The following is a 22232-nucleotide window of genomic DNA, read 5'->3' on the forward strand; positions in this document are numbered from 1 at the left end:
CTCAACTGTTCCAATCTTCGGTGGGGGATCCACCGGCGCGCCTTCGCCCGGCAGCCGTCTCGGTGGAGACGCGTTCGGGTCGACGGCCGCCGAATCCCGGCAGCAATGTCCCCCCACGGTATGTCAGCACCGTCTGCGCGAATCCGAGAACCAGCACGACCGAGACCACAGCGAATCCGAGCCACAGCTCGGTCGGCAGCAGCACACCCATCGCCCCACCGAACACCCAACTGAGCTGGAGGACCGTCTCGGACCTGCCGAAACCGGACGCGATCGACTCCTCGGGAAGGTCCTGCTGGAGCGATGCGTCGAGCGAGACCTTGGCCAGCGCGCTGGCGCACGCCGCGACGAGCGCCGCGAGCGCGGCGGCCAGGACGTTGCCGGTCGCGGCGACGACGGCGGCCACGACGACGACCGCGGCGGTGCATCGCACGACGATCAGAGCGGGCCGTCCGAGCGCGAGTCGCGCCCCGGTGGCGTTGCCCGCGAAGTTGCCGACCGCAGCGGCGGCACCGACACCACCGAGCATCGCGGCCTGCATGAGCGGATCCTGCCCGGTGGTGTTCTTCGCGACGAACGCCATGAACAAGGTCAGGAAGCCGGTGAGGATGCGGATCGTGCCGTTGCCCCACAGCCCGGTCACCACCGCCCGTCCCAGCGGTTGCTTGCGTTTGCCGGACTTGGTGACGATCACCTCGGTCACGGTGTCGGCGTTCAGCACCTCGGTGCGCGCGTCGGAGCGGTGGTACGACAGCGTCGCCGGCACCTCGCCCTCGGTGACCTCGACCCAGGCAGGGATACGCATGCTCAGGTAGGCGCCGAATGCGGTGATCCCGGCGCACAGCCACAGCGCGCCCGACGAACCGAACGCCCACGCTGCGGCCGCCGCGATCGCGCCGGCGCCGATCGTGCCGCCGACCAGGCCGAAGACCGTCAACCGGGAGTTCACCCGCACCAGGTCGATCTCCGGTGGCAGGACTCTGGGTGTCACCGCGGATTTGAGCACCGCGAACGATTTGCTCAGCACCATCATGCCGAGGGCCGCCGGATACAACAGCCAGCTGTCGAAGTTGAACACCAGCACCACTGCGAGCACCGTGCGCAGCGCGAACGACGTCGCCAGAGCGACGCGACGACCGTGTTGCAACCTGTCGAGCAACGGCCCGATGAGCGGGGCGATGATCGCGAACGGCGCGATCGTGATGAGCAGATACAGCGCGACCTTCGTCCTGTCCTCACCGGTGGCCGCCGAGAAGAACAGGGTGTTCGCGAGCGCGACGGCGATGGCCGCGTCGGAGGCGAAGTTCGCCATCGTCGCGTAGGTGAGCGCGGTCAGGCCCGACTTGTCGGCGCCGTCGGCCGTGGCCGCTCGACGGAAGGTCGCGATGCCCTTCGAAGTGAGTTCGCGGCTGCGCAGGGCCGCGACCCGCGTCACCGTCAACTTCCGCGGCATGCGCGGGGCGCGCGGCGAGTCGGTCTCGGACGAGGACTCCGTCCGACCGGCGGCCGACGCACCCGGTGGCCGGCGCGGATGGTCGACGGGATGCAGGGGCGGCAGGGGAGTGCGACGGCCCGAGACGCGGCGCGGAGGCGGATAGTTGCTGTACCCCGGATGCTGCGAACCCGGGGCATGGCCGTCCGCTCCCTCGGGGGCGGGTCGCTCGTCCGGTTCGGTCACGTCTTCGATTCTTCCCCACGCGATAGCGGCTGTAACACAAGGGCGGCACGTGGCCCGAGTGACGCGTGTCGCGATCGGTATGCCACCCGGATCACTCCACGAAACGCACTTCGAACAGCGTCGGCCAGTACTTGCCCGTCACCAGGAACCGATCGGTCCCGGGGATCTGCGCGATGCCGTTGAGGACGTCCACATCGGCGTCCTCGGGCAGCCGATCGCGCAGCGGAGCCGCATCGACCCGGGCCTCCACGCGGCCCGACGCCGGATCGATCAGCACGATCTCGTCCGTCTGCCACACGTTCGCCCAGACCCTGCCGTCCTCGGTGCACTCGAGTTCGTTGAGCTCCGACACGGCACGCCCGTCCCGGTGCACGGTGACGCGCCCGAGTTCGTCGAAGGTGGCCGGGTCGCGGAAGATCAGCTCGGCCGAGCCGTCGCTCATCACCAGGCGGTCGGGTTGCGCGCACAGCCCCCAGCCCTCGCCGTCGTAGTCGACCCGGCGCTTCTCGAGGAGGGTGTCGCGATCGCGGACGACGGCCGTGCCGTCCTTCCAGGTCAGCTGCCACAGCTCGTCGCCGACCACGGTGATGCCCTCACCGAAGAAGTCGTCGAGGACGGGTTCGCGGGTGCGCTCGGTCTCGGCGAGGGCGACGGTGCCGCCGTCGAGGTCGACTTGCCGGGCCGATACCCACGATCGCCCGGCCCGGCCGGTGCCTTCGAGCAGTTCGCCCTCGTCGATCTCGAGGCCCTGGGTGAACGCTTCCGGATCGTGGAGGTGCGTGGCGACGACCTCCACACCGAGTTCGGTGGCGGGCGGACCGGGTTCGGCGACGAGATCGTCGCCGCATCCGGCGGTGGTGACGCAGACGACCGTCGCGACCGCGGCCGAGAGGAGAAGACGGGACACGCGCCCATCCTGCACCTCGCGTGTGAGCGGTGCGTGTACGACCTTCCGCGACCCGCAGGCGCCGGAGCAGACAGGTCAGGCAGAATGGGGGCCGTGAGTGTTGCCTCTGCTTCCACTTCCCGAGGAACGAACCCCGTGGTCGATCCGGCGGTGCGTTCCGTGCTCGCCGACGCCGTCGACCTCGCCCGGGCCGCACTCGACGAACTCGGGGACGGTGGAGTCGGCGCCTATCTGGGCGTGACGCGCGAGGACGAGTGCTCGGCCACCCATCGTTTCGCCTCGGAGTTGCCGGGCTACCGCGGGTGGCAGTGGGCCGTCGTCGTGGCCGCCGCCCCGGACTCGGATCGGGTGACGGTGAGCGAACTCGTGCTCCTGCCCGGTCCCGACGCGCTCGTCGCGCCCGAGTGGGTGCCGTGGAGCGAGCGGATCCGTCCCGGCGATCTGGGCCCCGGCGACCTGCTGGCTCCCGCTCCCGACGACGTGCGCCTGGTCCCCGGTTACATGCAGTCCGGCGACCCCGAGGTCGACGAGACCGCTCTCGAGATCGGGCTGGGTCGCAAGCAGGTCATGAGCCTGGAGGGTCGCCTCGAGGCAGCGCAGCGCTGGTTCGACGGAGAGTACGGCCCCGGCTCGGAGATGGCGAAGGCCGCTCCGTCCTCGTGCCGCCTGTGCGGTTTCTACCTTCCGCTCGCCGGATCGCTGCGCGCGGCCTTCGGCGTCTGCGGGAACGAGTTCGCCGCCGACGGTCACGTCGTGCATGCCGAGTACGGGTGCGGCGCGCATTCCGACACGACCCTGCCCACCGGCGCCGGTTCGCCGATCTACGAGGCGTTCGACGATTCGGCAGTGGAGGTCGTCGAGCTCGGGCCGGCCACCGAGTCCGCGCCGACCGATTCCGCGCCGACCGATTCCACCGCCGAGTCGTCCGAGCCGTCCCCGCCCGAGTCGGAACAGACCGACTGACGTGACCCGGCCGGACCCCGCGGATCCGTTCGGGACCGCGGCGTTACGCGAAGGGATCATCGCGGCCTGGTCGTCGTCGCCCACCCGTCTGCGCGAGGACGCGGCCACCGAGGCCGATCACGTCCGTGCGGGGTACCGCGACCGCGTCCTGACCGAGCTCGCCCAGAACGCCGCCGACGCCGCGGCACGTGCCGGTGTGCCGGGTGAGTTGCGGGTGTGGTTCGCCGAAGGCCGTCTCCACGTCGCGAACATCGGTGAGCCGCTCGACGAGGGCGGTGTCCACGCGCTGACCGCGCTGCGCTCGTCGAACAAGACCGGCGCGGGATCCACCGTGGGGCGGTTCGGTGTCGGCTTCACGGCGGTGCTGTCGGTCTCCGACGACATCGAGGTGCGTTCGCGCACCGGTTCGCTCCACTTCTCGGCCGACCGCACCCGCGCGGTGCTCGCCGAGCGGAACCTGCCCGAGCCGGAATCCGGTGTCCCGGCGCTGCGCCTCGTGTGGCCGACGGAGACACCGCCGGCGACCGGCAGCGACACCGAAGTCGTGCTCGTCCTACGCCCGGGAGTCGACGCGGTCGCGTTGCTCGACGCCTTCCGTTCCGAGGCCCACGACATCCTGCTCGAACTCCCGGGCCTGCACACCCTCGTCGTCGCAGACGACGAATTCACCCGTCACCGGCGCGAACTCGACAGCGGCCTATGGGAGGTGCGGATCGGCGATCGCACCTGGTGGGAGTTCACCGGAGCGTCGGCGCGATGGCTGGTGCCCGTCGTCGACGGGCGGATCGACCCGGTCCGCAACGACGTCCTGCGGGCCCCCACCCGCTCCGACGAGGAGCTGTCGCTCCCTGCGATCGTCGTCGCCGACGTCGCCATGCAACCCGACCGGCGGCGTGTGCTTCCCGGCGCCCATGTCGAGAACGTCGCCCGCGGATACGCGCGGTTCGTCGCGGCTCTGCCCGCCGAGCAGCGACTCGACCTGGTGCCCCTGCCGGGTTTCGCGCGCAGCGAGGTCGACGGACGGATCCGCGAGGCGATCCTCGACGAGCTGGCTGCCGGCGCGTGGCTTCCCGCCGCCGACGGCAGCGCCGATCTGGTGCCCGACCGGGCCGTCGCACTCCCCGGTCTCACCGACGAGCTCGCCGACGTCCTCGGCGAGGTCGTCCCGGGACTCGTGATCCCCGAGTTGTGCGGGCCGCGACATGCCTCCGCGCTGACCGCCGTCGGCGTGCATCGGCTCGGTCTCGCGCGACTGGCCGAACTGCTCTCCGGGCACGAACGCGATCCGAAGTGGTGGAACCGCCTGTACGAGGCGCTCACTCCGCTCGTTGTCGACGCGGTCGCAGCCGAGGAACTCGCGTCCCTTCCCGTTCCGCTGTCGGACGGCCGGACCGTGACCGGCCCGCGCACGGCCGTGCTCGCGACGCAACTGCAGGATCTCGGCCCGGTGTCGATGCCGTGGGTGCGTCTCGTCCATCCCGACGCCGCGCATCCGCTGCTCGCCCGGCTCGGAGCCGGCACCGTGACGGTCGAGGACCTGCTCGCCGACCCGGCGCTCGTCGCGGCCGTCGAGGACACCGATCCCGACGACATCGACCCGGACGGCGACTCCCCGGCCGGTGAGCTCGCCGACGTCGTGCTGCGGCTGGTGCCGCTCGTGTCGCCCACGGCCGTGCCCCGCGAACTCGGGGCGCTGCTGTTGCCCGACGCCCACGGCGACCTCGTCCCCGCCGACGAACTGCTGCTTCCCGGTGCACCGCTCGCAGACGTGCTGGTCGCGGACGCGCCCTTCGGCACCGTCGACCCGTCCGTCCCCGACCGGTACGGCGCCGACGCCCTGCGCGCGATCGGTGTGGGCTGGGGTTTCACGGTCCTGCGCGCGGAACTGCCGACCGGACCCGACCACGACCTGCCCGACGAGCACCTGTGGTGGGAGCGGCTCGACGACGATCCCGAGGTGCTCGTCGCCGTGCGCGACCTCGATCTCGTCGACGATCGCCGCTGGTCGCGGGCATTGACCCTGCTGGCCGCCGAACCTGCGACGGCCGAGGCGATCACCGACCCCGCCGGATACACGGCGTGGTACCTGCGTACCCGCGCGTCGCTCGACGGCCGGCCTCTGGGGCACTACCGATTCGCCGACGACACCCTCTTCGAGGGTCTGCTCGACCCCTGCACCCACCCCGACGCATCGGCCTTCCGCAGCGCCCTCGCCGGTACGCGGATCGACGACACCGATCTGGCACAAACACTGCTCGACCGGCTCGCGGACGACAGCAGGTCGCCGGGACCGGCCGCGATCGTCGCCGCCCACGACGCGCTCGCAGCGGCCTTCTCGTCGGGTGGTCTCGACCCGGAGTCGGTGACCCTGCCCGACGGGGTGCGCAGCCTGGTGGGTGTCGTCGTCGATGCAGCCGACGCTCTCGTGCCCGACCGTCCGTGGTTCGCGGCCGCGATCCCGCACGACCGGCTCGTCACCGGGGGCCGGGGAACCGCCCACGCGCTCGCGGACGTGCTCGACATCGCCGTGGCATCCGCGGTGATCGACGCCGAACCTGTCGAGCAGGGCCGGAGTTCGACGTGGGAGCGCGAACCGGCCGCGGTCCTGGCCGGGATCGTCGCGGGTGTGCCGCTTCCGCGCGGGGTGCTCGCGCTGCACGACCGACTCGTCGTCCGCTGCTCCGGAGCGCTGACCGGTGAGGTCGAGGTCCCGTGGTGGGTCGACGCGGCCGGCACCGTCCACAGCACACCGGCCGGTCTGGCGGCGGCACTCACCGCGTTCGCGGCTCCGGACGTGAGAACCGAACCGTGACGCTCGATGCCGCGGTGCTCGACTGGATGGTGTCGATCCGTGAGCCGGGGCTGACCACCGCCGTGACCGCACTCACCCACACGGGCGGGGGAGTCGCCACGACCCTGATCGCCGCGGTGACGACGCTGCTGCTGGTGCGGGCCGATCGTCTGTCCGACGCCGTCCTCGTCGCCGGAGCGGTCCTCACGGGCTGGCCGGTGATGGTCCTGCTCAAGAATCTGTTCGGCCGCGTCCGGCCACCGGAACCCGAACGGCTGCTGGCCCTGCACACCGAATCGTTCCCGTCCGGACATGCGATGACCAGCGCCGTTCTGGCCACGGTGCTCATCGCGGTCGTCGTGCGCACATGGCCGCGGGGCGATCGCCGCCGGACCGCCGCGACGATCGCGCTCGCCGCCTACACCGTCGTGATCGGGCTCTCCCGCGTCTACCTCGCGGCGCACTGGTTCACCGATGTCGTCGCGGGCTGGATCTTCGGGATCACATGGGCACTGCTGTGGGTGTGGTTGATCACTCGGGTGCGGATCCGTCGCTGACACCGCTGCGGGCGTGTCGCGGACGGCTGTGGGCGAGGGTCAGTCCAGCCCCACCTGGGCACCCCGGTCGCCGCGCCGGGCGGCCCGGCGCTGCAGCAGGAAGAGCGCAGTTCCCAGCAGCCCCACCACGATTCCCGCCACGCAGACCGGGAGCACATCGTCCCGGAGCTCGCCGCCCACCACCGCCACGACGACGGTCGCCACCACCCACAGACCGGTTCCCACGGCGAGCGCGGGGCGAGGGTCGGCGAGGCGTCGGATGCGGGCTGCGACGAGCTGGGCGGGTTCCACGGTTTGCAGATTAGTTCCTTCGCGCTGCAATAATCGGTTCCCGTTGCGACGCCCCGTACTCGACGAGCGGATTTGTGGACATGGCCGTAGGCACCGACTCCAAGCGAACGTCCTTTCTGGACACCTATTTCAAGATCACGGAACGCGGTTCCACCGTGTCCCGGGAGGTGCGTGGCGGCATCGTCACGTTCTTCGCGATGTCGTACATCGTGGTCCTCAACCCGCTGATCCTCGGTAGCTTCTCCGCCGACGACGCGAGCGCGAAGGTCGACGTGATGGGCAACATCCTGCCCATCAACCAGGTCGCCGCCGTCACCGCGCTGGTCGCCGGCTTCATGAGCATCGTCTTCGGTGTGGTCGCCAACTATCCGTTCGCCATCGCCGCCGGCCTCGGCATCAACAGCCTGCTCGCGGTGACCATCGCGCCGCAGGTCACCTGGCCCGAAGCGATGGGCCTGGTCGTCATCGACGGCATCATCATCGTCGTGCTGGCCCTGACCGGTTTCCGCACCGCGGTCTTCAACGCGATCCCGGCAGAACTCAAGGCCGCCATCGCCGCCGGTATCGGCGCCTTCATCGCCATGATCGGCCTCGTCGACGCCGGCTTCGTCCGCCGCATCCCCGACGCCGCCGGCACCACCGTGCCCGTCGGCCTGGGCATCGACGGATCGATCGCGTCGTGGCCGACCTTCGTCTTCGTCATCGGCGTGCTGCTGATGGGTGTGCTCGTCGCCCGCAAGGTGCGCGGCGGACTGCTGATCGGCATCGTCGCCACCACGATCCTGTCGATGATCATCGAGGCCATCGCCGACGTCGGCCCCTCGCTGGGCACCAACCCCAAGGGCTGGAACCTCAGCACCCCCGAGGCCCCCGACTCCTTCTTCGGCATCCCGAACCTGAGCCTCGTCGGCAACGTCGACCTGTTCGGCGCGTTCACCCGCATCGGCGTGATCGCCGCGACCCTGCTCGTGTTCACCCTCGTCCTTGCGAACTTCTTCGACGCCATGGGCACCATGACCGGCCTCGGCAAGGAAGCCGGCCTGGCCGACAAGAACGGCACCCTGCCCGGTATCGGCAAGGCCCTCGTCGTCGAGGGCACCGGCGCCATCGTCGGTGGCGGCGCCTCCGCCTCGTCGAACACGGTGTTCGTCGAATCGGCCTCGGGTATCGCGGAAGGAGCCCGCACCGGCCTGGCCAACGTGGTCACCGGCGTGCTGTTCCTGCTCGCGATGTTCCTGACCCCGCTGTACGAGGTGGTCCCCATCGAGGCGGCCTCCCCGGCACTCGTGGTCGTCGGCGCCCTGATGATCGGTCAGGTCCGCGACATCGACTTCACCAAGTTCGAGATCGCCCTGCCGGCCTTCCTGACCATCATGGTCATGCCGTTCACCTACTCGATCGCCAACGGCATCGGCGTCGGCTTCATCACCTGGGTGATCCTGCACGCCGCCAGCGGCAAGATCCGCACCATCCACCCGCTGATGTGGATCGTCGCAGTGCTGTTCGCCCTGTACTTCTCGGTCGATCCCCTCACGGAACTGCTCACCTAGACGGCCGACGCGTGTTTCGGGCGATGTGACGTATTCTGCACGCCATGATCTCGGATACACGCGCACTCGCCGGTGACCTCTCACTCGCCGTAGTGCGTCTGACGCGTCATTTGCGGGGGAGACGCAGCGATTCCCGAGTTTCCCTGACCCAGATCTCGGCGATGGCCACCCTCGCGCAGGAGGGTGCGATGACCCCGGGGGCACTGGCAGCGCGCGAACGCGTCCAACCACCCTCGATGACCAGGGTCATCGCGTCTCTGCACGAACTCGGTCTCGTCGAACGGACACCGCACCCGACCGACGGACGACAGATCATCGTGACGCTGTCCGACGCCGGGAGCGAGCTGCTCGCCGACGAGGCGCAGGCACGCGAAGCGTGGCTGACCGAACGGCTCGAGAAGCTCGATCCCGACTCGCTCGCCACGCTGCGCGACGCCGTCGGAATCCTCACGGCGCTCGTCGCTGAAGACGACTGACCGCCCCGCGGTCGATCACGACCGACCGCACCGCGGTGGTGACGACCGACCGCACCGCGGTGGTGACGCCCGACCGCACTGCGGTCGATGACGACCGACCCGGTGCGGGAGGACGTGGGGGCGCTGGGAGAATGACCCGGTGGTTCACGTCATCGACATCGACGATCCTTCCGACCCCCGGGTGGACGACTTCCGCGATCTCAACTCCGCGGACCGTCGGCCCGACCTTCCCGGCGGCAAGGGGTTGGTGATCGCGGAGGGTGTGCTGGTGGTCCAACGCATGCTCGACTCCCGGTTCGCGCCGACGAGCCTGCTCGGAGTGGGTCGGCGGCTGGACGAACTCGCCGACGACCTGCGCGACGTCGACGTGCCGTTCTACCGCACCGATGCGGCGACCATGGCGGAGGTCGTCGGCTTCCACCTCAACCGCGGGGTGCTCGCCGTCGCGCACCGGCCCGAACCGCTGTCGCTCGACGACGTCCTCGACAAGGCGAGCACGGTCGCAGTGCTCGAAGGGGTCAACGACCACGAGAACATCGGCTCGATGTTCCGCAACGCCGCCGGGCTCGGTGTCGACGGTGTGCTCTTCGGGAAGGGATGCGCCGACCCTCTGTACCGGCGTGCGGTGCGTGTGTCGATGGGGCACGTCCTCCGTGTCCCCTTCGCGCACGTCGACCGGTGGCCGTCCGACCTGGATCTGTTGCGCAGCAGTGGCTTCCAGCTGATCTCGCTCACCCCGGACCCGCAGGCGATCCCGCTCGCCGAAGCGATGACGGGGGAGAAGGTCGCGCTGCTCCTCGGTGCCGAGGGCCCGGGCCTGACCGACCATGCGATGCGGGCGACCGACGTGCGCGCCCGCATTCCCATGGCTCCCGGCACCGATTCGCTGAACGTGGCCACCGCTGCTGCGATGGCGTTCTACGAGCGGGTGCGGCTCCCGCGATGAGCCAGGCTCGCGGCCCCGCGCCCACCCCCTGGGCGACGGGGCTCACACTGACGGCATTCTCCTTCGTCGCCACCGTCATCACCGTCGTCGCCTGCGGGCAGGCGCTCGGACGGATCCATCCGGCCCTCGCCGTCGTCGTCAATGTCGTGACGGTCGCGGGAGTTGCGCCGACGGTGTGGTCGTGGCTCCGGGTGCAGGTACTGCGCTGGCTTGCCGCCGGTTTCGTGGCCGGTGTGCCGTTCGGCTGGCTCGCGCTGATCGTGTCCTGACCGTCCCTGCGGAGCATTCCTCCCGCGGCAGGCATTCCGCAGAACGTCTCCGAAGCGCACACTCGGAAATGTCGGGTGGGCCGAAAGGAGCATCATGTCCCACGGTGCGCATGCCGAACAAGAGCACATGACGATCGGTCAGGGTCTGGCAGCCGGGATGTCGGTGGGAGCCGCCATCATCCTGACCTTGATCGGCGCGCTGCAGATCCTCCAGGGGATCGCTGCGGTCGCCGGCGACGAGTTGCTCGTCGCCGGGCCGGAATACACGTTCGCGTTCGACCTCACGACGTGGGGATGGATCCACATCGTCATCGGGGTCGCGATGGCGGTGGTGGGAATCGCATTGATCGCCGGTGCGACCTGGGCGCGCGTGGTGGCGATCGTCATCGCCGCACTGTCGATCGTGGCGAATTTCCTGTGGCTACCGAACTATCCGGGCTGGGCGATCCTGATCATCGCGCTCGACGTGATGGTGATCTGGGCGATCTCGGCGTGGAACCCCCGAGCGATCTACTCCTGAACGACCCGGTCGTGCGCCGGGCGCACGATCAGCGAAAACAGGTGTCCTTCACTCGTGATGGGCGTATGGTTTATGCGTTCCTTCCGGACGGGAGGGACGGAGGTCGTCATGGCTTGTAGAGACACCCGCCGACGCCGGAGTCGGACAGATGCCACGATTCGATCCGGTGTCGACGAGCGGATGAGCCGTGACTGGTGGTGGTGCCGGCAGCGGCACGCCGCAGGGGAAACAGGATTCGAGATCTTCAATTTCCGGGCGGTTTCGCGGGCATCGTTCCGTCCCCCGGTCCGGCCGAGGAGGTTCGGCTATGGATTCATTCTGGGACTACGTGTGGTACACAGTCGTCGTATTCGCATTCGTGGCATACCTGATCGTCCTGTTCCAAATCATCGTCGACCTCTTCCGTGATCACTCCGTGTCCGGCTGGGTCAAAGCGGTGTGGGTCATCGGACTGGTGATCCTCCCGTACCTCACGGCACTGGTCTATCTGATCGCTCGGGGCCGCGGGATGGCACTGCGGGCGCAGCAGGCCCAAGCGGAGGCGAAGCAGGCCACCGACGAGTACATCCGGACCGTGGCGGTCGGGAAATCCCCGGCCCAGCAGATCGCCGACGCCAAGGCCCTGCTCGATTCGGGTGCGATCACACCCACGGAGTACGAACACCTCAAGGCGCAGGCGCTCGGCAACGTCACGACCGGACGCGACGGCGTGCCCATCGCGTGAACCATCGGTGCGGGGAGGGCATCGAAGAACGGTGCCCTCCCATGGTCGGCTCGTGCGATCGTCGTGTCGCGTCGGGGCAGCCGGCGGTTGAAAATGTAAGGGTGACAGCGTAACCCGCAGCACCCTTGTTCCTCCGAATCGGATCGTGACCGCTCCTCGCGAGGGTCGGTGCACGATCGATGTCTCCTTCGTACACGAGAGGATCGTCATGTCGCATGACGTACGTCCCGACAGAGACGGGATGAGTGTGAAACAGGGCATCGCCGCAGGCACCTCGATCGGGGCCGCGATCATCCTGGCAACGGTCGGCGTCGTCCAGCTCTTCCAGGGCATCGCTGCGGTGGCCGAGGACGAAGTGTTCGTCCGGGGCGTGGAATACACGTTCAAGTTCGACTTCACCACGTGGGGATGGATCCACATCGTCCTCGGTGTCGTGATGCTGGTCGCCGGTCTCGCGTTGATGAGCGGTGCCACCTGGGCCCGTGTCACGGCGATCGTCCTCGCGGCGTTGTCGATCATCGCGAACTTCCTGTGGTTGCCGTACTACCCGTGGTGGTCGATCCTGATCATCGCGCTGGACGCGGTCGTGATCTGGGCGATCTCGACCTGGAACCCGCGCCCCGACTACTACTGACGCGACCGTGCAGGAAGACGGCCGCAGCGTCCGGGGCGATCCGGTCGCGAACGTCGCGGCCGATGACCCCCGATCGCGGACACGACGGAAAGCGCTGCACCTCACACTTCCCGGGTGTTGGGGTGCAGTGCTTTTCGCGTGCCTGTCCTTCACGCCGTCGCTGCTCCCGCGCGGCGGTCTCCTGCAGGGGATGATCTGCGGGATCACCGCTGCGATCGGATACGGTCTCGGTGTGCTCGTCGCGTTCGTGTGGCGTGCGTTCGCCGACCGTCCTCCTCGACCTCCGAAGGCGACGTCGTGGTGGACCTTCGGTGTCTGCGCGGTGGTCCTCTTCGCGGTCTTCTTCGGTCTCGGTCAGTACTGGCAGCACGAGATCCGTACTCTGATGGGGGTTTCCGAGTACAACCTGGCGCTTGCGGTCCTCTCCCCGCTCGTCGCGGTCGTGATGTTCGCTGTGCTGCTGGCGATCGGACACGGTATCCGCGCTCTGTACTACTGGGCGGCACGGACACTCGACCGGTGGATCGGGCAGCGGGCCGCGAACGTCGTGGGGTGGGTTCTCGTCGCGGGACTCGTGTACGCGATCGTCTCCGGAGTGCTCCTCGCCGGCTTCATCGACGCCGCCAACGCGGCGTTCTCGGCGCGGGACACGAGAACCGAGGAAGGTGTGCAGCAACCGACGACTGCACTCCGCTCCGGTGGACCGGATTCGGTCGTTCCGTGGGATTCTCTCGGGTGGCAGGGTCGGATCTTCGTCGGGCAGGGCCCGACCACCGAGCAACTCGGCGAGTTCGCGGAAGGTCCTGCTCTGGAACCGATCCGGATCTACGCCGGCCTGGCATCGGCGGACGACACCGAGGATCGCGCGTCCCTCGCGGTCGAGGACCTCACCCGGGCAGGAGGATTCGAGCGGAGCAACCTGGTGGTGGTGACGACGACGGGGAGCGGCTGGGTGGACCCGGCCCTGGTGGACTCCGTCGAGTACCTCACCGGTGGCGACGTCGCGACGGTCGCGATCCAGTACTCCTATCTGCCCTCGTGGATCTCGTATCTCGTCGATCAGTCGAAGGCGCGGGAGGCCGGACGCGACCTGTTCGACGCGGTCTACGACGTCTGGTCGAAGCTTCCCCAGGACGCCCGCCCCCGACTGCTCGTGGCTGGGGAGAGCCTCGGTTCGTTCGGCGGGGAGACCGCCTTCAGCGGCGAGTACGACCTGCGCAATCGCACGTCGGGTACGGTCTTCGCCGGACCTCCGAATTTCAACGTCCTCTTCCGGGAGTTCAGCGATCGCAGGGAGGCCGGCAGCCCCGAGATCGAACCGGTCTTCCGGGACGGCCGCACGGTGCGGTTCACGAACGACCCGCAGGCGGAGATCCCGCCGGCGGACGAGCCGTGGGAGGGCAGCCGGGTGCTGTATCTGATGCACCCGTCGGATCCGATCGTCTGGTGGAGTCCGCGCCTGATCACGAGCGAGCCGGACTGGATCGGCGAAGCCCCCGGCCATGACGTGCTCGAGGACATGGTGTGGATCCCGTTCGTGACCTTCTGGCAGGTCACGGCCGATCTGCCCTTCTCCACGGGCGTCCCTGCCGGGCACGGCCACAAGTACAGCACCGAGTACGTCGACGCCTGGGCCGTCGTCCTGCAGTCCCCGGAGATCACGCCCGACGACATCGAAGAACTGAAATCCATTGTCGGAGCAGAGGAGTGACGAGTCCGACCGGGAGCGTCGCTCGACGGCACGTCAGTGCGCGGCGAGTCGCCGCCACCAGGAGGTCTTCGGTGCGGGGACGGAGATCTGTGGGACGGGGGTGCGCAGCGTGAAACTCCACGTCTCGATGTTCCGCGGGTCGAGCTCGTCGTCGCGACGGCCGACGTAGCGGAATCCGAGCCACGCCCCGTGGGCCTCCTCGACGAGCTTGCGTGGGTGGAAGGGCAGGGACTCCGGGGGAGGGGGCACGTTCGGCGGCCAGCGGAGCGGATGCTCACCCGCCCAGAACGGGCGCTCCCACACGAACGGGAGTCCCTGATCCTCGAAGAACTCGACGGTGTTCGCCCCGAAGCTGCGGCGCAGCGTGCCGCACTCCCACACGGCGAACGATCCCCACGCGCCGGCCGGATCGGAGGCCAGCAGGCACGTGCGTTCGGCGGCGGGCGTGCGCAACCACATCGCGGGTAGCTCCGAGGGGTGGCGCAGCGCGAACCGGGGGCTCGACACCACCGTCACACCGGGATAACTGCCGATCCGGAATTGTTCGACGCCGTCGTCCTCGCAGGCATCCCCGGCCTCGGCCAGCGGAACCCGGCCGCCGGGATCGACCTGGAGATCCGGGAACAGGCGCGACAGAAGTGCCTGGGCCGCATCGCGATCCGGGGAGAACTCGCGCAGGACCGCTGCGGGATCGGGTGCGTCGACGTACCAGAGCGTCGACACCGTCGCCGACATCGTCGACGACTTCCTCAGACGCGTCCGTTACTGCGCACACCGAGCAGCACGTCGTCCCACGAGGGGAGTGCCGGCTTGCCGCGCTTGTCCTTCGCGGGAGCCTGCGACGTGCGCGATGCGTCGGTGTCGTCGGGCACCGTGACGGCGACGGCGGTCTCCTCGTCGGCGACCGGCTCGGGGGCCGGTTCGTCGGCGGCGGGGGCCTCCAGCGCGATCGGGGCGTGCCGCTCGGCGTTCTCCGCCTCGGTGGAATCGTCGACGTCGCGCGCGGAGTAGACCGGGGTCAGGTAGCGCAGGGGGCGACCGCAGTCGGGATCGACGAGATCGGCGGCGATGTCGTCGAGCGCGGTGATCGTGCCGCCGTGAGCGTCGGGCTGGTACCGCCAGTGGGCGCGGTTCGTGGAACGACCCGCGTGCCACCGCAGCTGTGCGACCCAGAAGCCCTCGTCGTCGCGCCAGGCGTCCCACTCGGCCTCGTCGAGGCTGTGCCCGCGAGCGCGGAAGGCCTGCGTGACGATCTCGTGGAGGGTCTCGACGGCGGGACCGTCGGGGCGGACGGGATGGCCCTTCTTGGCCATGTCGGCCGCCCGGGACCGCTCGAGCAGGACGGGATAGGCGAACCGTTCGACCTTGGCGACCGGGATGCCGGCCTCGTCGGCCACCTGTTCGACCGAGGCGCCGCCGCGGATACGGGCCTGGATCTCGCGAGGACGGAGCTGGCTGGTCGTCTCGATCTGGATCTGGCCGAGACGGGCCAGATCGCCGCGAGCGGCCGCGCGCAGGGTGTCGTCGACGGGAATGCGGAACTTGTCCCCCGTCGTGGGATCGGCGAGCACCACATGCTTAGCATCGGGCTCGAGACCGACCACTCGAAGCTCTCGCACCTTGACCTCCTCGCGCCGATCGCGATTGACCCGCCCGACTGTAACCGACCTGGATATTTTTCGTGGCCGGACACGCCGCGCCACGCCGAGCGACATCGCAAGAAATCCGACGCGGCGCGTTATCGTCCAGGGTTCGCCGAAATGTCTCGATGCGAGGTCGAGACTATGACGACAGCGGGGCCGGATCCGACATCGGACCCGGCCCCGCTGTGCGGCGTGCTCAGAGCTGGGAGACGACCCAGTCGATGCTCTTGGTCAGCTGCGTGACGTCCTCGGGATCGATGGCCGGGAACATGCCGATACGCAGCTGGTTGCGGCCGAGCTTGCGGTACGGCTCGGTGTCGACGATGCCGTTGGCCCGCAGGATCTTCGCGACCTGCGCCGCATCGACGGAGTCGGCGAAGTCGACGGTGCCGACGACCTGCGAACGCAGCGACGGATCGGCGACGAACGGCGTCGCGTACTCGGAGGCCTCGGCCCACTCGTACAGGCGCGAGGACGAATCCTTCGTGCGCGCGACGGCCCAGTCGAGACCGCCGTTGCCATTGAGCCACTCGATCTGATTGGCGAACATCAGCAGGGTGGCCAGCGCCGGGGTGTTGTAGGTCTGGTCCTTGCTGCTGTTGTCGACGGCGATCGGCAGCGACAGGAACTCGGGGGTGAAGCGACCCGACTCCTTGATCTCGGCGACACGCTCGAGCGCGGCCGGGCTCATCAGCGCGATCCACAGGCCACCGTCGGCGGCGAAGCTCTTCTGCGGGGCGAAGTAGTACACGTCGACGTCGGAGATGTTCACCGGCAGGCCGCCGGCGCCCGAGGTCGCGTCGATCGCGATCAGAGCGTTGTCGGAACCGGCAGGACGCTGGACGGGAACCGCGACACCCGTCGAGGTCTCGTTGTGCGCCCAGCCGATGAGGTCGGCCGACGCGTCGGCGACGATCTCCGGAGCCGAGCCCGGCTCCGAACCCACGACGATCGGGTCGCCGATGAACGGGTTCTTCTTCGCGACCGTCGCGAACTTCGACGAGAACTCGCCGTAGGTGAAGTGCTGCGAACGCTCCCGGATCAGACCGAAGGCCGCGGCGTCCCAGAAGGCGGTGGTGCCACCGTTGCCGAGGACGACCTCGTAGCCCTCGGGCAGGGAGAACAGGTCGCGCAGACCCGAGCGGACACGGGCGACGACGTCCTTGACCGGCTTCTGCCGGTGGCTGGTGCCGAACACCGAAGCGCCGACGTCGACCAGCGACTGCAGCTGCTCGGGACGAACCTTGGACGGGCCGCAGCCGAAGCGGCCGTCTGCGGGCTTGAGGTCGGCGGGAATGATCGGTGACGCGTCTGCCATCGGAATGCGTGTCCTAAGAGTCGAGGGACATGGTGCACAGGTAGTCTAGACCGCCCCCTCGGAGCCCCCGCCGGGCGCTGGTCGGCCCGGCAGGGGAAGAGGCATCAGCGATGCGTGATCGAATCCCAGCCCGTGACCTCGGAGGCAGGGCGCGGATCGGGGCCGGTGTAGATCGCTGCGGGACGCACGAGCTTGCCCAGGCGCTTCTGTTCGAGGATGTGGGCGCACCAGCCTGCGGTCCGTCCGCAGGTGAACATCGCGGGCATCATCGCCGCGGGGACTTCCGCGAAATCGAGGATCACCGCGGCCCAGAACTCGACGTTGGTCTCGATCGCCCGGTCGGGACGACGCTCGCGCAGCTCGGCCAGGGCGGCCTGTTCGAGCGCGGCCGCCGCCTCGAAACGGGGAGCGTCGAGCCGCTGGGCGGTGCTGCGCAGCACCCGGGCGCGGGGGTCCTCGGCGCGGTAGACGCGGTGACCGAAGCCCATGAGCTTCTCCTTGCGGTCGAGGATGCCCTTGACCAGCCCGCGCGGATCGCCGGTGCGTTCGGTCTCCTCGATCATCGGCAGCACGCGGGCCGGGGCACCGCCGTGCAGCGGGCCGGACATCGCGCCGACCGCGCCGGAGAGCGAGGCGGCCGCGTCCGCGCCGGTCGAGGCGATGACCCGGGCGGTGAACGTCGAGGCGTTCATGCCGTGCTCGGCCGCCGACACCCAGTAGGCGTCGATCGCCTCGACGTGCTTGGGATCCGGGTCGCCCTTCCAGCGGACCATGAAGCGCTCGGTGACGGTGCTCGCCTCGTCGATGCGCTGCTGCGGCACGGCGGGCTGGTAGATGCCGCGGGCGGACTGGGCGACATAGGACAGGGCCATCACCGCGGCGCGGGCGAGATTGTCGCGGGCGGTCGCGTCGTCGATGTCGAGCAGCGGACGGAAGCCCCAGATGGGTGCGAGCATCGCGAGACCGGCTTGGACGTCGACGCGCACGTCGCCGGTGTGGATCGGGAGGGGGAACGGCTCGGCCGGGTGCAGGCCGCGACCGAACTCGCCGTCGACGAGCAGGGCCCACACGTCGCCGAAGGTGACGCCCTTCTCGACGAGCTCTTCGATGTCGACCCCGCGATAGCGCAGTGCGCCACCGTCCTTGTCGGGCTCGGCGATGTCGCTCGTGAAGGCGACCACGCCTTCGAGTCCTGCGACGAAATCCTCGGGAACTGACGCGCTCGCTGCCATGACGGTTGGGCTCTCCTCGTTCGAGCACGGCCCGGTCCGAGCCGCGCTGCCGGTGGAATGAGGTCACCGTCGGGTGTGATCGGCGCCCCACTCGGGTCGTCGTCAAAACTGTAGCTCCCGTGGTCCGAGCGTCGACGCCCGGATGCCGGGAGTACCGTCGTCGTTCGTGCCGTCCGATTTCCCGTTGCCGCGCCCCGAGGGTGACGACCTCGCGCGTATGCGTGTCGACTACAGCCCGGCCGGGCCGACCGACGAGTCCCCGGCCGACTGCGATCTCACCCCCGGCGATGTCGCCGAGGGCTGGCTTCCGCTGGTGCGCACGTGGTTTGCGAATGCGGTCGCCACCACGGTGCCCGAGCCGAATGCGATGGTGCTCGCGACCGTCGACGAGCACGGCCACCCCGCGACCCGCACCGTGCTGTGCAAGAAGATCGACGCCGACGGCCTGACCTTCTTCACCAACTTCGAGTCCGACAAGGGCCGTCATCTGGCCGGGCACCCCTACGCGTCGGCGACCTTCCTGTGGCTGCCGGTCTACCGGCAGGTGACCGTCCGCGGGCCGGTCGTGCGCGTGCCCGACGAGGAGACCCTGGCGTACTGGCGGACTCGGCCGCGCGGATCCCGCCTGGGCGCGTGGGCGTCGCAGCAGTCGCGTCCGGTGGCGGAGCGCGCCGATCTCGAGCACGCCCTCGTCGAGGCCGCCGAGCGCTACGAGGTCGACGACGACATCCCGGTACCGCCGTTCTGGGGCGGATTCCGCATCGTGCCCGAGTCGGTCGAGTTCTGGCAGGGCCGGCCCAACCGGTTGCACAACCGGATCCGGACCCGGCTGGTGGACGGTCGCTGGATCACCGAGCGTCTGCAACCGTGAGGCGTCTGCTCGCCGACACCACACCGCTGCGCAACAAGGACTACGCCCGGCTGTGGTGGGCCGGGATCGTCACCGTCATCGGTGCGCAGATGGCGGTCGTCGCCGTACCCCAGCAGATCTACGAGATCACCCGCAACTCCGCCTATGTGGGGCTGACCGGCGTGTTCGGGCTCGTGCCGCTCGTGGTGTTCGGCCTGTGGGGTGGAGCCCTGGCCGATGCGATGGACCGCCGGAAACTGCTGATCGTCACCTCCACCGGTCTCGGTCTCACGTCGCTGTTGTTGTGGGCGCAGGCCGCGATCGGATTGAACAACGTGTGGGTGCTGCTCTGTCTCTTCTCGGTGCAGCAGGCGTTCTTCGCCGTCAACCAGCCCACCCGTGCGGCGGTGATCCCGCGGCTGTTGCCGGTCGGGCAGATCGCGGCGGCCACCTCGCTGAACATGACGGTCGTGCAGTTCGGGGCGATCGCCGGTCCGTTGTTCGCCGGCGCTCTCATTCCCGTCGTGGGACTGTCCACTCTCTATCTGCTCGATGCGATCTTCCTGCTCGCCACGCTGTGGGCGGTGGTCCGGCTCCCGGCGATCCCGCCGCTCGGTGAGGTCACCAAGGCCGGACTGCGCGCGGTCTTCGACGGTTTCCGATATCTGTCGGGCCAGAAGATCCTGCTGGCGTCGTTCGTCGTCGACATCGTCGCCATGGTGTTCGGGATGCCGCGCGCCCTGTTCCCGCAGATCGCCCACGAGTCGTTCGGCGATCCGGCCCAGGGCGGCTTCGCCCTCGGTCTGCTGTTCGCGGCGATGTCGGTCGGCGCGGTGGTCGGCGGTGTCTTCTCCGGATGGCTGCCGCGGGTGCAGCGCCAGGGTCTCGCCGTGATCGTGTGCATCGTCCTGTGGGGCGTGGCGATGGTCGGTTTCGGCGCCGCGGTGTGGTGGGCCGAACCCGAGGGCAGCGGTCTGCTGCTGTGGGTCGCCCTGTTCTTCCTGGCGTTCGGCGGGGCGGTCGACATGGTGTCCGCGGCCTTCCGCTCGACGATGCTGCAGACCGTCGCCACCGACGAGATGCGCGGCCGGTTGCAGGGCGTGTTCATCGTCGTCGTCGCGGGCGGGCCGCGTATCGGCGACGTGCTCCACGGTGCCGCTGCAGCGGCTGCGGGCACGGCCGTCGCGGCTGCCGGGGGAGGCGTCCTCGTGATCGTCGGCACGCTCGTGTGCGTCGTCGCCTTCCCGGCCTTCGTGCGCTACCGGGTCTCACGCACACTCGGGTGACGGGCCTGCGGGGTCGTCCGGCAGGGGAGCCCGCAACTCCGTGACGGCGATGCGCGCGGCCTCACCGATCGCCGCGTCGACGACGGGCAGTACGGGATCCGCGCGGGCGGCGCGGGTGAACACCGCGACGGCGATCGGATACTCGCCGGGGAACTCGACGACCGCCACCTCGTTGCGGATGATGCCGATCGTGCCGGTCTTGCCCGCGATCGCGACCCCGCGATGCGGGAAGCCCGACGCGATGCGATGCGGCCAGACCTGCGCGCGCATCACCTGCTGCGCGAAGTCGGTGCTCTCGGGCGAGAGCACCGAGCCCGACCACACGGCTTCGAGCAGTCGGGTCATCTCCTGCGGGGTGGTCGCGCTCGTATAGGCCGGGTCGTACGCCGAGACGGTCCAGGCCGCGTCGATGTCGGTGAGCGCCCGGAACGCCTCGACGGTGGTGCGGGTGTCCGTCTCTTCGACGAGGCGTTGATAGACGTCCGCCGTGCCACCGATGATCCGGGTCCGTGTGAGTCCGAGGCGCGCGAGGAGTTCCTCGACGGCGGTCGTGCCGATCTCGCCGAGCAGCACGTCGGCTGCCGCGTTGTCGGACACCGTCATCATCGACGCGGCCACGTCGCGTCGGCTCATCGTCACCGGATCCCGGAAGCTCGCGATCCCCGTCGGTCCGGGGGTGCAGTCCGACGGCACGATCCGCAGCTGCCCGGATGCGTCGAGCCGGCCGGCGTCCACCTCTGCACAGAACGCGAGGAACAGCGGAAGCTTGTACACCGACGCGAGCACCACGCGTTCGTCCCCGCGCACCGACAGCATCGCCGCACGCGGATCCGAACATCGGCGGGCGTGCAGCCATCCCGTGCACCCCGCATCCGCGAAGACCGCCCGGATCCGGTCGACCGCCGTGTCTCGCCGATCCCCGCCGGTCATCGGACCCGTTCCTTGAACAGGACGCGGTCGAGGGCGTCGACGTGCGCACCGACGTCGGCGTCGGCGCGTCGCACGATGCGCACCCGCAGCGCCAGCGCGGACGGAGCCCAGTCCAGCCAGGCCACGCCGGGCACCGAGCCGGGCGGTGAGGTCGACACCCCGAAGTGGGTACCGGCGGCCACGGCGGCGAGTACCGCACGGTCGTCCACCGCCGGGGTGGTGTCGACATCGAGTCCGCGTTCGCGCAACAGATCCTGCACCGCGTCGAAGGCCGCCGGGTTCCCCGTCCGCGGCGCCGCGGCGAACGTCAGGTCGGAGAGCATCGGCAGACGGGGCCGGTCGGAACGGGCGCTGCGGTGGTCGGCCGGCACGACGAGCCATCGCCGGAGTTTGACCACCGGGCCGGCGTCGAGTCCTTCGGTCAGGGCCGGATGTTCGACGACGGCGAGATCGCACATGCCCGAGCGCACGGCGTCGACGAGTTCGACGGTGCTCGCGGATCGTGTCGAGACGGTCGCTTCACCGCGTCTGCTCAATGCGGTGACGCACAGGGTGACCAGGCGGTCGGGCAGTGCGCGGGTGGCGCCCCAGTGCAGGAGACCCCGGGCGCGAGCGACGCGTCCGGCCTCGGCGAGGAAACGGTCGGCGTCGTCGACGAGGAGACGAGCGCGGGGGAGCAGTTCGGCTCCGGCAGGAGTGAGGACCGCTCCCTGCCTGGTGCGATGCACGAGTTCGGAACCGAGATGCTGCTCGAGTTTCCGAAGTCCTTGTGACAGAGGAGGTTGCGTCATGTCGAGCGCCGCCGCGGCCCGCCCGAAGTGTCCTTCCTCCGCGACGGTGACGAAGAACCGGAGATGGCGGATCAGGTCCATGGCAGGGGATTCAATCAGCACCGGCGGACGATTCGTCGACCCGCTGTGTCGCGCGGCCGGATCCCGCTCGTCGTCCCGGCCGCC

The 22232-nt window shown here is 69.5% G+C and carries 22 protein-coding genes; 13 read left to right on the top strand and 9 right to left on the bottom strand.

The window, feature by feature from the left end:
• Nucleotide 1: 1 nt before the first annotated feature.
• Together AC0LPE_RS04340 and AC0LPE_RS04345 are read right to left on the bottom strand one after the other, a co-directional pair.
• Complete coding sequence (locus AC0LPE_RS04340) at nucleotides 2-1678, bottom strand: MFS transporter (protein WP_490605664.1); 1677 nt, start codon at nucleotides 1676-1678, stop codon at nucleotides 2-4.
• Between the two features lie 91 nt (nucleotides 1679-1769).
• Entirely contained in the window at nucleotides 1770-2585 is an 816-nt protein-coding gene (locus AC0LPE_RS04345; protein WP_490605665.1) for a glutaminyl-peptide cyclotransferase, read from the bottom strand.
• Between the two features lie 135 nt (nucleotides 2586-2720).
• Between AC0LPE_RS04345 and AC0LPE_RS04350 the strand changes: the two genes are divergently transcribed.
• From AC0LPE_RS04350 to AC0LPE_RS04360, 3 genes are read left to right on the top strand one after another with little or no spacing between them, the layout of a single operon-like run.
• Nucleotides 2721-3548, top strand: coding sequence for a DUF3027 domain-containing protein (locus tag AC0LPE_RS04350; RefSeq protein ID WP_088897813.1), 828 nt, complete (start codon nucleotides 2721-2723; stop codon nucleotides 3546-3548).
• Nucleotide 3549: 1 nt separating this feature from the next.
• Nucleotides 3550-6360, top strand: a complete 2811-nt coding sequence (locus AC0LPE_RS04355; RefSeq protein WP_490605666.1) for a sacsin N-terminal ATP-binding-like domain-containing protein — start codon at nucleotides 3550-3552, stop codon at nucleotides 6358-6360.
• Complete coding sequence (locus AC0LPE_RS04360) at nucleotides 6357-6896, top strand: phosphatase PAP2 family protein (protein WP_088897811.1); 540 nt, start codon at nucleotides 6357-6359, stop codon at nucleotides 6894-6896. The genes AC0LPE_RS04355 and AC0LPE_RS04360 overlap by 4 nt, the downstream gene beginning before the upstream one ends.
• 39 nt (nucleotides 6897-6935) lie before the next feature.
• Here the strand turns inward: AC0LPE_RS04360 and AC0LPE_RS04365 are convergent, their stop codons facing one another.
• Nucleotides 6936-7187 (bottom strand): DUF2530 domain-containing protein, encoded by a 252-nt coding sequence (locus tag AC0LPE_RS04365; RefSeq protein ID WP_016691319.1) that lies wholly within the window; start codon nucleotides 7185-7187, stop codon nucleotides 6936-6938.
• An 80-nt stretch (nucleotides 7188-7267) separates the two neighbouring features.
• On the opposite strand from AC0LPE_RS04365, the gene AC0LPE_RS04370 reads away from it, so the two are divergent.
• The 8 genes from AC0LPE_RS04370 (at nucleotide 7268) to AC0LPE_RS04405 (ending at nucleotide 14017) form a co-directional block, all read left to right on the top strand.
• A complete protein-coding gene (locus AC0LPE_RS04370; protein WP_016691320.1) occupies nucleotides 7268-8737 on the top strand; it encodes an NCS2 family permease in 1470 nt (489 codons plus the stop codon).
• A gap of 44 nt (nucleotides 8738-8781) precedes the next feature.
• Entirely contained in the window at nucleotides 8782-9213 is a 432-nt protein-coding gene (locus AC0LPE_RS04375) for an Rv0880 family HTH-type transcriptional regulator (protein WP_085469263.1), read from the top strand.
• A gap of 139 nt (nucleotides 9214-9352) precedes the next feature.
• Nucleotides 9353-10159, top strand: a complete 807-nt coding sequence (locus tag AC0LPE_RS04380) for a TrmH family RNA methyltransferase (RefSeq protein WP_490605667.1) — start codon at nucleotides 9353-9355, stop codon at nucleotides 10157-10159.
• Nucleotides 10156-10428 carry a DUF2537 domain-containing protein gene (locus AC0LPE_RS04385; protein WP_059381800.1) on the top strand — a complete coding sequence of 91 codons (273 nt, stop codon included), beginning with the start codon at nucleotides 10156-10158 and terminating at the stop codon, nucleotides 10426-10428. The genes AC0LPE_RS04380 and AC0LPE_RS04385 overlap by 4 nt, the downstream gene beginning before the upstream one ends.
• Nucleotides 10429-10522: 94 nt before the next feature.
• The gene (locus tag AC0LPE_RS04390; RefSeq protein ID WP_059381799.1) at nucleotides 10523-10948 is read left to right on the top strand and encodes a DUF7144 family membrane protein; all 426 of its coding nucleotides are present in this window, start codon (nucleotides 10523-10525) and stop codon (nucleotides 10946-10948) included.
• A gap of 307 nt (nucleotides 10949-11255) precedes the next feature.
• Nucleotides 11256-11672 (top strand): SHOCT domain-containing protein, encoded by a 417-nt coding sequence (locus AC0LPE_RS04395; RefSeq protein ID WP_059381798.1) that lies wholly within the window; start codon nucleotides 11256-11258, stop codon nucleotides 11670-11672.
• A gap of 208 nt (nucleotides 11673-11880) precedes the next feature.
• Complete coding sequence (locus tag AC0LPE_RS04400; RefSeq protein WP_059381851.1) at nucleotides 11881-12306, top strand: DUF7144 family membrane protein; 426 nt, start codon at nucleotides 11881-11883, stop codon at nucleotides 12304-12306.
• A 127-nt stretch (nucleotides 12307-12433) separates the two neighbouring features.
• Nucleotides 12434-14017 carry an alpha/beta hydrolase gene (locus AC0LPE_RS04405; protein WP_490605668.1) on the top strand — a complete coding sequence of 528 codons (1584 nt, stop codon included), beginning with the start codon at nucleotides 12434-12436 and terminating at the stop codon, nucleotides 14015-14017.
• A gap of 33 nt (nucleotides 14018-14050) precedes the next feature.
• On the opposite strand, the gene AC0LPE_RS04410 is transcribed toward AC0LPE_RS04405, so the two are convergent.
• The 4 genes from AC0LPE_RS04410 to AC0LPE_RS04425 form a co-directional block, all read right to left on the bottom strand.
• Nucleotides 14051-14752 (bottom strand): DUF6928 family protein, encoded by a 702-nt coding sequence (locus AC0LPE_RS04410; protein WP_229567281.1) that lies wholly within the window; start codon nucleotides 14750-14752, stop codon nucleotides 14051-14053.
• A 14-nt stretch (nucleotides 14753-14766) separates the two neighbouring features.
• On the bottom strand, nucleotides 14767-15636 hold the full coding sequence (gene sepH / locus AC0LPE_RS04415) for a septation protein SepH (RefSeq protein WP_186455329.1): 870 nt from the start codon (nucleotides 15634-15636) through the stop codon (nucleotides 14767-14769).
• Between the two features lie 220 nt (nucleotides 15637-15856).
• A complete protein-coding gene (gene serC, locus AC0LPE_RS04420) occupies nucleotides 15857-16978 on the bottom strand; it encodes a phosphoserine transaminase (RefSeq protein WP_060651998.1) in 1122 nt (373 codons plus the stop codon).
• Between the two features lie 104 nt (nucleotides 16979-17082).
• Nucleotides 17083-18210 (bottom strand): citrate synthase 2, encoded by a 1128-nt coding sequence (locus AC0LPE_RS04425; protein WP_059381794.1) that lies wholly within the window; start codon nucleotides 18208-18210, stop codon nucleotides 17083-17085.
• A gap of 184 nt (nucleotides 18211-18394) precedes the next feature.
• On the opposite strand from AC0LPE_RS04425, the gene pdxH reads away from it, so the two are divergent.
• Both pdxH and AC0LPE_RS04435 read left to right on the top strand, forming a co-directional pair.
• Nucleotides 18395-19081 (top strand): pyridoxamine 5'-phosphate oxidase, encoded by a 687-nt coding sequence (gene pdxH, locus AC0LPE_RS04430; protein ID WP_490606308.1) that lies wholly within the window; start codon nucleotides 18395-18397, stop codon nucleotides 19079-19081.
• Entirely contained in the window at nucleotides 19078-20346 is a 1269-nt protein-coding gene (locus AC0LPE_RS04435; RefSeq protein WP_088897806.1) for an MFS transporter, read from the top strand. The genes pdxH and AC0LPE_RS04435 overlap by 4 nt, the downstream gene beginning before the upstream one ends.
• Here AC0LPE_RS04435 and AC0LPE_RS04440 read toward each other — a convergent pair.
• Nucleotides 20329-21276: a serine hydrolase gene (locus tag AC0LPE_RS04440; RefSeq protein ID WP_016694478.1), complete on the bottom strand. Its 948-nt coding sequence runs from the start codon at nucleotides 21274-21276 to the stop codon at nucleotides 20329-20331. The genes AC0LPE_RS04435 and AC0LPE_RS04440 overlap by 18 nt on opposite strands.
• Complete coding sequence (locus AC0LPE_RS04445; protein WP_106200561.1) at nucleotides 21273-22148, bottom strand: LysR family transcriptional regulator; 876 nt, start codon at nucleotides 22146-22148, stop codon at nucleotides 21273-21275. The genes AC0LPE_RS04440 and AC0LPE_RS04445 overlap by 4 nt, the downstream gene beginning before the upstream one ends.
• Nucleotides 22149-22232 lie beyond the last annotated feature (84 nt).

This window comes from Rhodococcus sp. S3 (genome assembly GCF_058211795.1).